The 14,341-nt window shown below is 33.4% G+C and carries 17 protein-coding genes and 1 tRNA gene; 4 read left to right on the plus strand and 14 right to left on the minus strand.

All coding sequences use genetic code 11. The annotated features are described in order from the left end of the window. Positions 1–8: 8 nt before the first annotated feature. Positions 9–659 carry a fructose-6-phosphate aldolase gene (gene fsa / locus V4D30_RS03175; protein ID WP_353684801.1) on the minus strand — a complete coding sequence of 217 codons (651 nt, stop codon included), beginning with the start codon at positions 657–659 and terminating at the stop codon, positions 9–11. Positions 660–834: 175 nt separating this feature from the next. Here fsa and V4D30_RS03180 point away from each other — a divergent pair, with 175 nt between their 5' ends. Both V4D30_RS03180 and thiE read left to right on the plus strand, forming a co-directional pair. After that, positions 835–1,197 carry a hypothetical protein gene (locus V4D30_RS03180; protein WP_353684802.1) on the plus strand — a complete coding sequence of 121 codons (363 nt, stop codon included), beginning with the start codon at positions 835–837 and terminating at the stop codon, positions 1,195–1,197. A 2-nt stretch (positions 1,198–1,199) separates the two neighbouring features. Beyond that, a complete protein-coding gene (thiE, locus tag V4D30_RS03185) occupies positions 1,200–1,817 on the plus strand; it encodes a thiamine phosphate synthase (RefSeq protein ID WP_353684803.1) in 618 nt (205 codons plus the stop codon). Here thiE and V4D30_RS03190 read toward each other — a convergent pair. The 10 genes from V4D30_RS03190 to rpsU form a co-directional block, all read right to left on the minus strand. Then, the gene (locus tag V4D30_RS03190; protein ID WP_353684804.1) at positions 1,814–2,602 is read right to left on the minus strand and encodes an inositol monophosphatase family protein; all 789 of its coding nucleotides are present in this window, start codon (positions 2,600–2,602) and stop codon (positions 1,814–1,816) included. The genes thiE and V4D30_RS03190 overlap by 4 nt on opposite strands. Beyond that, a complete protein-coding gene (locus V4D30_RS03195) occupies positions 2,599–3,120 on the minus strand; it encodes a nitroreductase family protein (protein ID WP_353684805.1) in 522 nt (173 codons plus the stop codon). The genes V4D30_RS03190 and V4D30_RS03195 overlap by 4 nt, the downstream gene beginning before the upstream one ends. Then, the gene (locus V4D30_RS03200; RefSeq protein WP_353684806.1) at positions 3,113–4,027 is read right to left on the minus strand and encodes an ATP-binding protein; all 915 of its coding nucleotides are present in this window, start codon (positions 4,025–4,027) and stop codon (positions 3,113–3,115) included. Before V4D30_RS03200 ends, V4D30_RS03195 begins: the two co-directional genes overlap by 8 nt. Further along, entirely contained in the window at positions 4,009–4,407 is a 399-nt protein-coding gene (locus tag V4D30_RS03205; protein ID WP_353684807.1) for a ribonuclease HI family protein, read from the minus strand. The genes V4D30_RS03200 and V4D30_RS03205 overlap by 19 nt, the downstream gene beginning before the upstream one ends. Next, positions 4,404–5,144 carry a C4-type zinc ribbon domain-containing protein gene (locus V4D30_RS03210; protein ID WP_353684808.1) on the minus strand — a complete coding sequence of 247 codons (741 nt, stop codon included), beginning with the start codon at positions 5,142–5,144 and terminating at the stop codon, positions 4,404–4,406. Before V4D30_RS03210 ends, V4D30_RS03205 begins: the two co-directional genes overlap by 4 nt. A gap of 23 nt (positions 5,145–5,167) precedes the next feature. Then, a tRNA-Ile gene (locus tag V4D30_RS03215) sits at positions 5,168–5,240 on the minus strand. A 49-nt stretch (positions 5,241–5,289) separates the two neighbouring features. Then, positions 5,290–6,573: a sigma-70 family RNA polymerase sigma factor gene (locus V4D30_RS03220; protein ID WP_353684809.1), complete on the minus strand. Its 1,284-nt coding sequence runs from the start codon at positions 6,571–6,573 to the stop codon at positions 5,290–5,292. Then, positions 6,566–8,266, minus strand: coding sequence for a DNA primase (gene dnaG, locus V4D30_RS03225; protein WP_353684810.1), 1,701 nt, complete (start codon positions 8,264–8,266; stop codon positions 6,566–6,568). The genes V4D30_RS03220 and dnaG overlap by 8 nt, the downstream gene beginning before the upstream one ends. Before the next feature lie 9 nt (positions 8,267–8,275). Continuing rightward, complete coding sequence (locus V4D30_RS03230; protein ID WP_353684811.1) at positions 8,276–9,232, minus strand: NGG1p interacting factor NIF3; 957 nt, start codon at positions 9,230–9,232, stop codon at positions 8,276–8,278. Positions 9,233–9,307: 75 nt separating this feature from the next. Beyond that, complete coding sequence (rpsU, locus tag V4D30_RS03235; protein WP_353684812.1) at positions 9,308–9,505, minus strand: 30S ribosomal protein S21; 198 nt, start codon at positions 9,503–9,505, stop codon at positions 9,308–9,310. 90 nt (positions 9,506–9,595) lie between these two features. Here rpsU and V4D30_RS03240 point away from each other — a divergent pair, with 90 nt between their 5' ends. Then, positions 9,596–10,789, plus strand: coding sequence for a putative DNA modification/repair radical SAM protein (locus V4D30_RS03240; protein ID WP_353684813.1), 1,194 nt, complete (start codon positions 9,596–9,598; stop codon positions 10,787–10,789). On the opposite strand, the gene V4D30_RS03245 is transcribed toward V4D30_RS03240, so the two are convergent. Genes V4D30_RS03245 through V4D30_RS03255 form a run of 3 tightly spaced genes read right to left on the minus strand, consistent with a single transcriptional unit; the run spans position 10,778 to position 13,798 of the window. Next, complete coding sequence (locus V4D30_RS03245; RefSeq protein ID WP_353684814.1) at positions 10,778–11,815, minus strand: zinc-dependent dehydrogenase; 1,038 nt, start codon at positions 11,813–11,815, stop codon at positions 10,778–10,780. The two genes, V4D30_RS03240 and V4D30_RS03245, sit on opposite strands and share 12 nt — an antisense overlap. Continuing rightward, positions 11,815–13,563, minus strand: coding sequence for a methyl-accepting chemotaxis protein (locus V4D30_RS03250; RefSeq protein ID WP_353684815.1), 1,749 nt, complete (start codon positions 13,561–13,563; stop codon positions 11,815–11,817). The genes V4D30_RS03245 and V4D30_RS03250 overlap by 1 nt, the downstream gene beginning before the upstream one ends. Before the next feature lie 31 nt (positions 13,564–13,594). Then, on the minus strand, positions 13,595–13,798 hold the full coding sequence (locus V4D30_RS03255) for a hypothetical protein (protein WP_353684816.1): 204 nt from the start codon (positions 13,796–13,798) through the stop codon (positions 13,595–13,597). A 92-nt stretch (positions 13,799–13,890) separates the two neighbouring features. On the opposite strand from V4D30_RS03255, the gene V4D30_RS03260 reads away from it, so the two are divergent. Then, positions 13,891–14,340 (plus strand): cupin domain-containing protein, encoded by a 450-nt coding sequence (locus tag V4D30_RS03260; protein ID WP_353684817.1) that lies wholly within the window; start codon positions 13,891–13,893, stop codon positions 14,338–14,340. Position 14,341 lies beyond the last annotated feature (1 nt).

Genomic DNA, 14,341 nt, shown 5'->3' on the forward strand with positions numbered 1-14,341 from the left:
TTCCCTCCTTAGTTTTTATGAAGACTTTCCCAGTCTTTTAAAAATCTTTCAATACCAATATCTGTAAGAGGATGTTTAAACATACTTTCAAGAACCTTTGGCGGCACTGTTGCAATATGAGCACCAGCAAGTGCGCTTTCCACAACATGAAGTGGATGACGGATACTTGCAGCAATTATTTTAGTTGTAAAGCCATAAATTCTGAATATTTCTGCCAACTCCCTTACAATGCTTAATCCGTCATGAGAAATATCATCAAGTCGTCCTATAAAAGGACTTACGTAAGTTGCACCAGCTTTCGCTGCAATAATTCCCTGATTTGTTGAAAACACAAGAGTTACATTTGTTTTAATTCCTTCCTTTGAAAGCACATTTACAGCTTTCATTCCTTCCTCTGTCATAGGAATCTTAACAGCAATATTAAATCCCCATGAAGCATACTCACGAGCTTCCTTTATCATTCTCTGAGCATCAGTTGATATTACTTCAACACTTACAGGCTCGCGAACCAGACTGCAAATTTCTCTTATAACGCTCTTTACATCTTTAGCTCCTGCCTTTGCCAGAAGAGTAGGATTTGTCGTAACTCCATCAACTACTCCTGTGGCTGCCCATTTTCTTATTGCTTCAATCTCTGCTGTGTCTAAAAATATTTGCATTTTATCCTCCTCCCTGATTTTTTGATTTTTAGAATGACTGCAATTTTTATGCCAATTAAAAATCCAAGAAAATTTAAGACTTCTAAAAATTTTTTGTTACGAAAAGTAACATATTGAGGTAACAGACGAAGGTAACAAAGATTGTTTAAAATTTTTATAAATGTTAAAATTTTTTATGAGCTTAAATAGTAAACTGCTTAATGAAATACTTGATACTGCAGAAAAAAATTTTGTATGTCTCAGATGTTCAGAATGCTGTTTTCGCTGGGCAGTGCCATTACCTGAAGGAACAAAAAAGCCTGAAAATCAAAAATGTCCCCATTTAATTGACATCTCAATAAATAAAAATCAATGGACTGAGGCGTACTGCGAAATTTATAAAAATCGTCCAGAGGTTTGCAAAAACTTCAAGATAAGCTTTGCTACAGTTTGTCCGATAGGGCTTTGGAAATGGTTGAGATTAAAAGAAACCAGACCAGAGATATCTCTTCCTGAAAGAGTCAGGAAAATTATGCAAATTTTAAAAGAATTCAGGTAAATATGCTGAAATTAAAAGGACTTTATGTAATAACAGATGAAAAACTGACCCCCTATGATAAAATTCTTGAAATGGTTGAGGAAGCCTTAAAAGGTGGTGCAAAAATTGTTCAACTCAGGGATAAAACAAATTCAGATAATTTTTTAATGTCCTATGGATTTTTATTAAAAGAGCTTTGTGAAAAATACAATGCTTATTTTATTGTAAATGACAGAGTTGATTTAGCCATGAAACTGAATGCTCACGGAGTTCATATTGGCAAAGAAGATACTGATATTTCCGAAGTAAAACAAAACTTAAAAAATAAAATCATAGGCGTTTCCTGTTATAATGAGCTTGAAAGAGCGAAAATTATGGAAAGCTTGGGTGCTTCCTATGTTGCATTTGGAAGTTTTTATCCTTCTTCAACTAAACCAGAGGCTAAAGTAGTTGAAAAATCAATAATTCAAGAGGCAAAAAAAGTACTCTCAATTCCTATTTGCGTCATAGGAGGATTAAATGTGCAAAGGGCTAAAGAACTGATTCGTCTTGGTGCTGACATTGTTGCAGTTGTGAGTGATATCTGGACTGCTCCTTCAATACAAAAACGAGCTGAGGAATATAAAAATTTATTTATTTAGCTTTTTAAAACTTCTTTAATCTTGTTCACCAAGAAAGAATGGATTACAGAGTTACCTGCAATTATATGGCCTGTTTTTAGATATTGATCTCCTCCATCAAAGTCTGATACCACACCTCCTGCTTCCTTTATTAAGGCCACACCTGCTGCAATATCCCATGCACTCAGAGCAAATTCAAAAAATCCATCCACCCTTCCGCATGCTACATAGGCAAGATCAATTGCTGCAGCACCAGCTCTTCTAAGATCACTCACAGAGTAAAGGAGTGATTGAAATATTTTTATGTAATCTGTAATATACTGTTTGTTTCTGAAAGGAAAACCAGTTGCAATAAGGCTTAGTTCTGGTAAAGTCAGTGTGGATACTCTTATTTTTTTTCCGTCTAAAAACGCTCCACTACCCAGCTCAGCATAAAAGGTCTCATTTCTCGTGGGATCATGAATAACTCCTAAAACCAACTCGCCTTTATACATTAAAGCAATAGAGATGGCAACAACAGGAAAGCCATGTATAAAATTGGTTGTTCCGTCAAGAGGATCAACTATCCATAAATATTCTGCTTTTTTATAGTTATTTGATGATTCCTCTGCCATTATCTGATGAGTGGGAAACTGCTTTTTTATGTGATTAATTATTGTTTTTTCAGAATAAATATCTACTTCTGTTACATAGTCTGAGATACTTTTTTGTGTAATTTCTTCAGTGGTAATTGTGCCGATTCTTTCTTTTATAATTTTTCCTGCACTCTGAGCAGCTTCTATTGCAACAATTAGATAGTCTCTCATTCAACAAACTCCAATGCTTCGTGGATTGAAACTCTTGGCGGTGCTGATGGAGCATAAGCTGGATATCCCAGAGGTAAAATAACAACAGGTCTTAAGTATCTGGGTAAATTAAGAATTCTTGAGACTTCCTCTTCTCTGAACGCTCCAACCCAGCAACTGCCAACTCCATTTTCATGGGCAACAAGCATCGCATTTGTAATGCTGCATGCCACATCCTGTATGGCATAGAGTTCAACTCCTCTTTCACCGTATCTTGGATAAATTTTATTCTTATCAATGCATCCAACAATAACCAGCGGGGCATCAGCTATAAATGTTTGATACAAAGCTGCTTGAGCAAGTTTTGTTTTTATCTCTTTATTTTTTACAAAATAAAATTTTCTTGCCTGAAGATTTCCTGCAGATGGAGCCCATATTAAGGCTTCAATAACCTTTTTAATAATATCATCAGGTATTTCTTTTTTTAAAAAAGACCTTATACTTCTTCTTTCTTTAACTGCCTTTAAAACCTCATCCATGCTTATATTGTAACAACTTTTCTTTAAGTCTGCAAATACTGCAAAGTTGAGTAGTTGTGGGATATCCGCATTTTATGCATCTCTGGACTGAAATATCCTTTAATGGTTGAGAATAAAAAATTTTTACTCTTTTTAAATAGCCTTTGTAAAATCCTGTAATTGAGCCCGGAAATTCTTTATTTATTTCATAAACGAGATTTTTAAATATTTCATAAACTTCGGATTTATAGGGACATTGTTCATCAACATAGGTTATATTTGAAAGTTTGCAGAAAAGTAAGGTCTCTTCCTCTGTAATAAGGCAAAGAGGTTTAACCTTTCTCGTTAATCCCTCTTTTTCGTCAAGAAATGGTGATACTCTTGCCAGAAGTTCATCATTCCAGAAAATCATGTTTTTCAAAATAAAAGAAACTTCATCATTGAGAGTGTGTCCTGTGACAATTGTTTGTCCTTCTGCCTGTCTGTTTAAAATATATCTTCTTAGCATTCCACATACTGCACACACAGGTTTTTTTAGTATTTTTGAGATTTTTTCAAGTGAAAGTTCAACTTCTTCTTTTAAGTCCACAATTTTTAGAGGAATTTTTTCTCTTACACAAAAATTCTGCACAATTTCAATGGATTTTCTTGAAACTTCTCCTAAGTCTGCATTTATATGGAGAGCTTTTATGCTGTATCCTAAGTCTTTTAATGCTTTTGCGATACTCATGCTGTCTTTTCCACCTGAAAGAGCCACTACGAGACTGTCTTTTGCTGCAAACATTTTAAATTTTTCTATTGTTTCCTGGACTCTTTTCTTAAAAAACTGGGGAAAACAATCAAGACAGACTCTTAGATTGTAATGCCTGATAATTACACCTTCTTTTAAGTTGTTACAGATTTTGCATCTTACTTTTTTTGTTTCCATGATGCTTCTTTGGCGAGTCTGTCTGCTATGAAGTTTTCTTCCCTGTAAACATGGAATATTTGATATTTTTTAAACTTAGTCAAAAGTTCTTTAACTTTTTCATATAGCGGAATTAATTTTTTATTTCTTACTTTATAAACTCCATTAATTTGACGAACAAGGAGTTCACTGTCTGAAAAAATTTCTATCTCCTGTACTTTTTGTTTTAATGTCTCTTCCAATCCTCTGATCAATGCTGTGTATTCGGCTACATTATTTGTTGTTTTTCCAATGTACTCTGATATCTCTATTTTTTTGTTATCTAAAATAATCAAACATCCAATCCCTGCATCTCCAGGATTCCCTCTTGATGCACCATCACAATAAAGCTGGGCTTTCACTGAGTCTGAACCTGTGCCTGCTCTAATTTTTTATCAGGCTTATAGTATAGAAATCTACCGCATTGAGGGCAGTGATAAATTGATTGATTTAATTTTATCTCTACATAAAGCTGAGGCGGGATGTGAAGAAAACAACCCTGACATACTGAATTTTTTACCTGAGCAACCGCTAATCCTTTATGTTTTTTCATCAGCTCCATATATTCTGCATAGATTTCTGAAGGTAATTTATTTATTAACTGTTTCCTTTCTTTTTTGAGTTCATCAATCTTCTGAGTTGTGATATCAATTTCTTTTTCCAGTTCCTTTTTATTCGCTTCAATCTCTTTTTTTCTTGTGTCAATGTCTGCCTTTATTTCTTTAAGAACCTTTTTTGCTTCATCAAGATCATATAAAATCAATAAAAGATTTTCTTCTTCTTTTTTTAAATTTTCCTGAACTGATTCAATCTCTTTTAACAATGCCTGATACTCTTTATTCGTTTTTACTTGAGATGTTTTCTCTTTGAGTTTTTTTATTTTTTCATTAATGTCTTCAATCTCAATTTCTTTTTCTTTTCGCTTTTTTTCCAGATTTATAACTTTTTTGTTTTCGTTTTCAAACTGTCTGTCAATTTCCTGCATTTTTTTCTCAAAATTTTTTATTTCCACAGGAATTATTTCAAGTTTTTGTTTCAAAGAAAGAATTGAGGAGTCAATTTCCTGGAGTTTTATAAGAGTATCCAATTCCTCATTCACTTTTCCTGTCTCCTTACAAGAAATGGGCCCACCAGGATTCGAACCTGGGACCAACCGGTTATGAGCCGGTAGCTCTGGCCGCTGAGCTATGGGCCCTGAATAAATACGCTACAAAATTTACTATAACTTTACTGAGGTAGATTAGTCAACTGTCTCTGATAAACTCTCTAAGCCATTTAAGCCTGCAAAGTTTTTTTAATTTTCTCATAGCTCTCAATTCAATCTGTCTTACTCTTTCTCTTGAAACAGAAAATTCTTTACCAACTTCCTCAAGACTTCTTGGCTTTTCTTCATTTATTCCATATCGTTTAATTAATATCTCTTTTTCTCTTTCTGTCAAAATAGAAAAAACCTTTTCAATCAAGTATTTTAAATCATCATGTAATGCTTCTTCGTAGGGATTTGGAGAGTTTATATCTTCTATGAAATCTTTTAATTGAGAATCATCATCTCTAAATGAGATATCTATTGATATAGGTTCTTTAGTCATTGCAAGAAAATCAGCAATTTTATCACCAGGAATATTTAAATTTGAAGAAATTTCATCAAAATCAGGTTCATCCTCTGAATTTTGATATAATTCACGATAAAGCTTATTTATTTTACATATACTATCAATAATATGAACGGGAATACGAATTGTTTTTGAGTGATCTGCAAGAGCTCTATTAATTGATTGTCTTATCCACCATGTGGCATATGTACTGAATTTGAATCCCTTTTTATATTCAAATTTATCAATGGCTTTCATAAGTCCTATGTTACCTTCCTGAATTAAATCCTCAAGAGTCAGTCCTCTACCAATGTATTTTTTAGCAATACTAACAACAAGTTTTAGATTTGACTCTATCATTTTATTTTTGGCTTCCGTGAATTCATTAAATATCTGTTTTATGACTTTGAAATGATTTATAAATTCGTCGTTTGACATTCCTGTAATAGACTTTAAATCCCTCCCTTTTATGATTTCTTTTCTAAAATTATCAAGTTCTTCAACAAACATATTTGTTAATTCATCTCTTAATGGAATATTAAATATTTTTTTCAAAAATTCCTTTGTAGTTTTTTTTCTTCTCATGATTTTCTTTATGTTTTCAGAAGCTTTGAGAAATATCTCTTTAATTTGCTCAAGATCAAAGTTTTCTTCGTCATCCAATATTTCTTTGGCTCTTTCAGGTTCTTTTAAAAAAATATTACTCAATTCGTAGATTTTTTTCTGGACAAATGGAATGTGAAGCAATTCTTTTATTAACTCCATCTTTTTATCGTTTATGGTCTTTGCAAGATTTTTTTCTTCTTGTTTGGATAAAACAGGAAAGGCACTAATACACTTAAAGTAAAGTCTCAGAGAATCATAAACTTGTGCTGATCTGTCAGCATCTTCATCTTTTTCAATAAATTCATTTAAAAAATCTTTTTGTTCATCCATTGTAGTTTCGTATAATACTTTTCCTTATTTTAATTAATTCATTAAGGTTTTTTTCATCACCTAATTTTGCAACTTCTTTAATTTTTTTATCAATAGATTTAAGTGCAAGGTTTTTGATGCAGTCTTTCATATTCTGTATAACTGAGTCTTCATCAATCTCAGAGGTCATTATCAATTTAGAAATAAAAGCTTTTTCCTCTTCATCAAGCAGATTTAATAGTTTATCTAATGAGAACTCGCTATTTCTTTGTAACTCCTGTATTTTTAAAAAAATGTTTTTTATTGAATGGATTTCAAAATCTTCAATTTTAATTTTTTCCAGTATGTAATTGATTTTTTCAGGATAGGAAAGCACTATACGAAGAAGAATTTCTTCTTCTTTAGAGCCTGAATATGCTTTGAAATCAATTCTTTCTTTTTTAGAAGTTTTATTGGAAATAATTTGTTTAAGTTCCTCTCTTAAGGTTACTTCATTAATTCCTGTTTTTTCTGAGAGTTCTCTTAAAAGCTCATCCCGATATATCAGATCTTTAAGATAGCTGAGCATATTCAGAAAATTACGAATTCCTTCATTTAATTTTTTTGGGGGATAAGTCTTCATAATTAAATCAACAGGAGATAAAGCCTTAATGAGATAGTTTTTAAATGCCTTTTCTCCGTATTTTTGCAAAAAACTGGCAGGATCTTCTTTCTCAGGTAATAAAACTATTTTTACTATAAATCCTCCATTAAACAAAGTCAACAATGACCTCTGAGCAGCTACGACACCCGCTTCATCTCCGTCAAATATTAACAATATCCTATTTGTAAATTTTTTTAGATTATTGAGAATTCTTTTCGTTTTTTCTAACTGTTCTTGCGTAAGAGCAGTTCCTAAAGGCGCAACTGCATTTTTAAACCCGTGTTGATGACATAGAATTACATCCATATAACCTTCCACAACCATTACATATCCCTTTTCTCTGATATACTGCTTTGCATGCCAGAATCCAAAAAGATTTTCTCCTTTTTTAAATATGGGAGTATCTGGCGAATTAATATACTTAGGAAGTTCAGTCTCAGAATCAATCAGTCTTCCACCAAATCCTATAACTTTACCTGTCAGATCATGAATAGGAATAACAATCCTGTTTCTAAAAAAATCGTAAGAATTGTTAACCAGACCTGAAGAATTAATCAAATTTTCATCAAAGCCTTTTTCTTTTAAAAAATTACATAAAGAATTTCTCTCTTGAGGTGCATAACCAATTTTGAATATTTTCACGGTTTCTTCATTAATACCTCTACTTTTAAGATAAAGTTTTGCTTTTTCAGAACTTTTTAACTGTTCCATGTAGTAATGTGTTGCCTGCTCGTATATCTCATAAAGTTTTTCTTTATAAGCGTAGGAAATACCTCTTTTTAAAGGTTCAAATTCAACTCCTGCTTTTTTTGCAAGGATTGAAAGAGCTTCAATGAAGCTGATTTTTTCATATTCCATTATAAATGTAACAATGTCTCCACCTTTTCCGCATCCAAAGCAGTGAAAAATCTGTTTGGAAGGATTAACAAAAAATGAAGGAGTCTTTTCTGAATGAAAGGGACAAAGAGATTTGTAATTCTGTCCAGTTTTTTTTAAATCAATGTATTCAGAGATAACATCAACAATGTCTAATCTGTTTTTTATTTCCTCTAAAATTTTTTGATAATTCATTCCAGAGGCTTATTGCCTACTAAAACGCCTGAATCCTGAAGACTCCAAAATTTTAATTTCCTCTCCCTCTGTTATTCTATCAAGAAGCAAGTTTAGTCCAAGAGTATCACTTGCTATGTGCCCGGCAATTACTACATTTATATGATTTTTTTCTGCTTCCTTGCGATGCTCTTCACTTAAATGCATTGCTACAACTGTATTTATCCCGCTTAAAGCCATGCTCTGAAAGATATCTTTTGAACCTTCAGTGCCTCCTGTCATATCAACAAAGATTTTTCCTGCTTTTCTTTCTTTGCTTCCAATTAGAATCTTAGGACCTGCATTATTTTTTTCAGCCTCTCTGTATTCAGGAATCTCCAGGAGTAAATCTATAACATCCTCCAGAGTATATGGTTTTTTTTCATCAAAAAGTTTTTGTAGATATGTGGCAACCATATTGTCTGCTGGCGTATGAAGGCAGATAAATGGTATATTAAGAAGTCTTGCAGCATCCACTGCCCTTGTATGATTTACAGGCATTAATTTTCTTTCCACTTCTTTTATTCGGCCTTCCAGAAGACTTTCAGCAATATTTATAGGAACACCAAATCTTCCAAGTATGTCAGCCTGCATGTGCATTACTGCAAAAAGCCTTGCGTAGGCTCCACCTTCAGGATGATGGGCAAGAATCAGGTCTACTGAATTACCATTTTCTCTTAGACAATGAGCTAAAACAACCTCACCTACTTCCATGTCTATACCAGCAATAATTGTTTTGATCTCTTCATCTCCTGTCCCAAAAAGAATTCTTGAGTCACTGTAAGGATTTTCAAGAGACTCTATATCAAAAAATTCCTTCTTTTTATCAGAAAGGGCTTCATACTCTTTTTTTCTTTTTTCAAGTTCTTTTAAAACTTCATCTTTTCCTCTTGGATCATTTTCAATTCCAACCTGAATAGCTTTTTTATATAATTCCCGAAGTTTCATAACTCCTCCTAAGCTAAATAAAATGAAGGAGATTCTGTTTTTACAGAATCTCCCGAAATATTAACCATAGATAAATTATTTTGCTAACATTTTCATTTTTTTTGCTAACTTTTTCTTGGCAGCAAGAATCTTCTTCTTTCTTTTAACACTTGGTTTTTCGTAATGCTCTCTTTTCTTGATTTCAGAAAGTATTCCCTCTCTTTCACACTGTTTTTTAAACATCTTCAATGCTGCCTCAAATGAATCCATTTCCCTGACATTTACAGAGGGCATTCAGTTACTCCCCTCCTCTCTTTTTAGAATTTTATAAATACTTTACCAGCAAAGCATTATTTTAGTCAACAAAAAGTGTTAAAATATTTTATGCTTATCAAGAAATCACCTGATATTTACGAAAAATTATCCATTCTTGCCAATGGCGCAAAATTTGATGTATCCTGCTCTCCTTCATTTGATAGAAAAAATTTTTCAAAAAAAGAAAGTTTTTCAAAATTTGGAATATACAATACATGGACTTCTCAGGGAAGATGCATTCGCCTTCTTAAAGTATTACTTACAAATTTTTGTATAAATGATTGTGCTTATTGCATAAATAGAAAACGAAATGATATTCCAAGAACAGTTATAATGCCTGAAGAATTAGCAAGAGTTGCCTATGAGTTTTACAGGAACAGACAAATTGAAGGAGTTTTTTTAAGTTCTGGGATAATTGGCGGTCCTGACAAAACAATGCAGATGATGATTGATGCAGTAAAAATTTTAAGAATTAAATATAAATTCAATGGATACATTCATTTAAAAATCATTCCTGATTCAGAAGAAACTGCTATTGCTGAAGCAGTTAAACTGGCAGACAGAGTAAGTATAAATCTGGAGCTACCAACAGAGCAGTCTCTTTCAGTGATTGCTCCTGATAAAAAATTGATTTCCATTCTTTGTGCAATTGAAAAAATAAACAAAATAATTGAAAATACTGAAAAAGGAGCGAAAAGCCATACAACTCAGTTGATTGTCGGAGCGACTCCAGATACAGATTACCAGATTCTTAAACTCTGTGAAGATCTTTATAAAAACAATCAGAGGCTTAAAAGGGTTTATTACTCTGCATATATTCCGGTAAATGATGATCCAAGACTTCCGCAGATTTCTAAACCGCCCATTCTTAAAGAGCACAGACTTTATCAGGCAGACTGGCTCATAAGATATTACGGATTTCAGGTTAAAGAAATTCTTTCAGAGGAAAAACCTTTCTTAAATGAAAAAATAGATCCAAAACTTGATTGGGCATTAAGAAATATTTATCTATTTCCTGTTGAGATTAAAAATGCTCCACTTGAGACACTTCTTCGGGTGCCTGGAGTAGGACCTACTTCTGCAAGAAGAATTCTGAGATTAAGGAAAACCTCTTCCTTAACTCTTGAAGGATTAAAAAATCTCGGAGTTGTCGTAAAAAGAGCAAAACATTTTATAACAATTGATGGAAAATACTATGGAAATAAAACTATAATCCATTCTTTCACCACAAACAATATTGAGCAATACAGCTTAGCTATCTAATAATATCATGCATTTTAGCGAATCTTTTGCCATTGCTGTAATTTCATAAGCCTCTTTAACCTTTTCAAGGGGAAATCTGTGGGTAATGAGCAAGTCAGAATTTACTATTCCATTTTCTATAAACTGTAAAGCCTCTTTCATATCATCAGGTCCACAGGAATAACTCGGTGTAATGGTAATATCATTAAAATAAATCTCATTCACTGAAAAATGTATCTTTTGCTCCGGTGGTGCTGGAGTAAATATTAAAATAGTTCCTCCTCGTGAGACAAGTTTCAGAGAATTTATTATCACATCAGTACTTCCAGGTCCAACTATGACTGCCTGAGCCATTAATCCATCTGTCAAATCCTTCAGTTTTTCATAAATATCTTCCCTGGAAACATCAATTACATAATCTGCACCAGCTTGAATAGCTTTTTCAAGCCTGAAAGAAACCATGTCTGCACCTATAACTTTCTGGGCACCGAATTGCCTTGCAAGCATTATGTGAATCTGTCCCATCACGCCAAGTCCAATTACAAGCAGTGTATCAGCTTGTTTTATGTTTGCTCTTTTTAAAGATTTAACAACGCATGCAACTGGCTCAACCAGTGCTCCCTGTTCAAAAGATACAGAGTCTGGAAGTTTTAAAGTATCGTTTTTTAAATTAACCTCTGGAACAACTATGTATTCTGAAAGACCTCCTGGAACAATTTTTGATTTTTTCCATGTTTCGCATTGAACATAATCTCCTCTTCTACAGTAAAAACAGCTCATGCAGGGTGCATGATGATGAACTACCACCCTGTCTCCCTCTTTTAAAGATATTTCTGATTTAATCTCATCTCCAATTTTTACAATTTCTCCTGAAATCTCGTGTCCTAAAATTAGAGGTGCTTTTTTCTCAATATACCATGGCATTACATCACCGGAGCATATTCCACAGGTTTTAACTTTAACCAGAGCATCTCTTAAGCCTATCTCAGGAACTGGTATTTCTTCTATTCTTATGTCACCAAATTTGTAAAGTTTTGCTACTTTCATTAAACTTTTACGCCTTTAACTGCCTCTGTAAGCTTTTTTATTACGTCATTTAAATTTTCCACTTCCTGTTTAACTGCATCAGTTGTATTTTTTACTTCCTGAGCAAGCATGCTTGAACGCTCTGCAGAACGAGCAACTTCATCTGAGGCTGAAGACTGTTCCTCTGTAGCAGTTGCAATCTGTGTTATCTGGTCCTTTACTTTTAAAGAATGCTCAGCAATCTTATTTAGAGATTTCTTTACTTCATTAAGTGCTTTCAATGCTTCAGCTACTTCACGGGCAGTAGCATCCATGTTTTTAATGCTCTCTTTTGATTCAGTCTGGACAGCAGTTATCTTCTGTGCTATCTCCTCAGTTGCTTTTATTGTTCTCTCTGCAAGTTTTCTTACTTCATCGGCAACAACTGCAAATCCTCTGCCCTGCTCACCTGCCCTTGCTGCCTCTATTGCTGCATTCAATGCAAGTAAATTTGTCTGGTCTGCAATGTCTTTAATTACAGTAACAATGTCTCCAATTTCTTCAACTCTGTTGTTTAATGCGTCTATTGTTTTCTTTAATTCAACTGTGGAACGATTTGCTGACTGAACTGTCTTCATTGAGCCTTCAGCAAGGCTCTGCCCTTCTTTTGCTACATTCATGCTTTCTGTTGCAAGCTCAGATGCCTGAGCAGCGTTCTTAGCAATGTCTGTTATTGTCTGACTCATCTCTTCTGCTGCAGTCGCAATTTGATGAGCTTGAGAGGTTTGTTCATTTACTTTTGTCTTTACATTCTCTACATTTGCCTCTAATGCACCGATTACTGACTGAACCATTGATGAAGAGTTTTTAATGCCTTTTACAAGTTGCTGTACAAACTCTTCTACTTTTATAACGCTCCTTGCAATAAGTCCTATTTCGTCTTTTCTGTTTCTATAACCTTTACCAAAACCAACACGGCTGAAATCACCTTTTGCTACTTCTTCAAGTTTTTGTGCCATATCAGGTATTGGCTTTAATGACCTTTGCGTTACGAAAAGAATAAGTAATGAAACAACTATAGCACCTATTATGTTTACAGCCCACATTATGTTTCTTATTCTTACTACTTCAGAAGTGATATCTTCAACATAACTTCCTGATGCAATTATCCAGTCCCATGCTGGATAATAAGTGTAGGCAACAACCTTTTCCCGAGCAGAAGTCTCTCCTGGATTTTTCCATGGATAATATATTAATCCTTCTTTTTTATTGACAATCTCTTTTATAAATTCTCTTCCTTTCGCATCCTTTGAATCTATAATGTTTTTACCTTCTAAGGCAGGATGCACTATCAGAGTTCCTTTTCCATCAATAACATACATGTAACCAGTCTTTCCAACTTTAACGGAACGAATAAAATCTTTAAGATGTTTCATTGTCTTTGTTATGTCAAAGCCTATAAACAAAACTCCTACAACATTTCCTGTGTTATCCTTAACAGGAACATACTTAGTCATATAGTCTTTTCCAAAAAGAGTTGCTTTACCAATATAGGTTTCACCTTTTAAAAGCAACTGATACGCTGGATGATTTCTATCAAGAGTTGTTCCAACCGCTCTTGTGCCATCTTCCTTTTTAAGAGACGTGGCAATTCTAAGAAAATCATTACCCTCTCTTTTAAATATTGTTGCCACTGAGCCACCTGTAAGGGCTGTAAACTTATCTGGAATTGAGTTGTCCGGTTTTATTGAAGCTGCCCCTTGTGGAAGCATAGTTTGAAAAATCTTCATGAATTTTTCTGCAGAATCTTTTGCAGCCTCATCAAAACATGCAATCTGTTTCTTTAATAAAATTTACTTCCTTTTTAAGGAATTCAACATTGTAATGCTCAATCTTTGACTTTGTCTGAAGATAAATAATCAAAGCCACTGCTGAATAGACGATAAGTATTGACACAATAGAAAGAATAAATACCTTCTTACTTAATGAAAAGGAATTAAATAAATTCTGAATCTTACCAAACATACCCCATCCCCCTTTTAAATTTTCCAATAAATTTACAAAGACCTGTCTTACTTTTTCACAGTTCTCAAAATTTTGGATTATAATTATATATCATGTCAAAAGAAAAAAATCAACAAAAAAATTTTTTCTGTGAACTACCTTCAAGGCAGAAAATAACAAAAAGTAGGATAATCAGATTTAAAGATGGATTATGGCAGGGAATAAAAAGCATTCCCTATAAAGATGAAAAAGGAAGCTGGTTTTATATTGAAAGATTTCCTCTTGTAAAGTCTGATTCAATTAAATTTGAAGTAAGATACTTTGAAATTGCACCTGGTGGTAGTTCCTCTCTTGAGTATCATCAGCATTCCCATGTTGTTATATGTTTAAAAGGAAAAGGAAAGGTATGTCTTGGAAAGAAAAGCCACATTTTAAAATATCTTGATATAGTCTACATAGCACCCAATGAGATACATCAGCTAATTAATCCTTTTAATGAGCCTTTCGGATTTCTATGTATTGTTGATTCTGAGAGAGACAAACCTGTTGAGATTAATGAGTAGA

The organism is Thermodesulfovibrio sp. 3907-1M, from assembly GCF_040450955.1.
Classification (GTDB): Bacteria; Nitrospirota; Thermodesulfovibrionia; order Thermodesulfovibrionales; family Thermodesulfovibrionaceae; genus Thermodesulfovibrio; species Thermodesulfovibrio autotrophicus.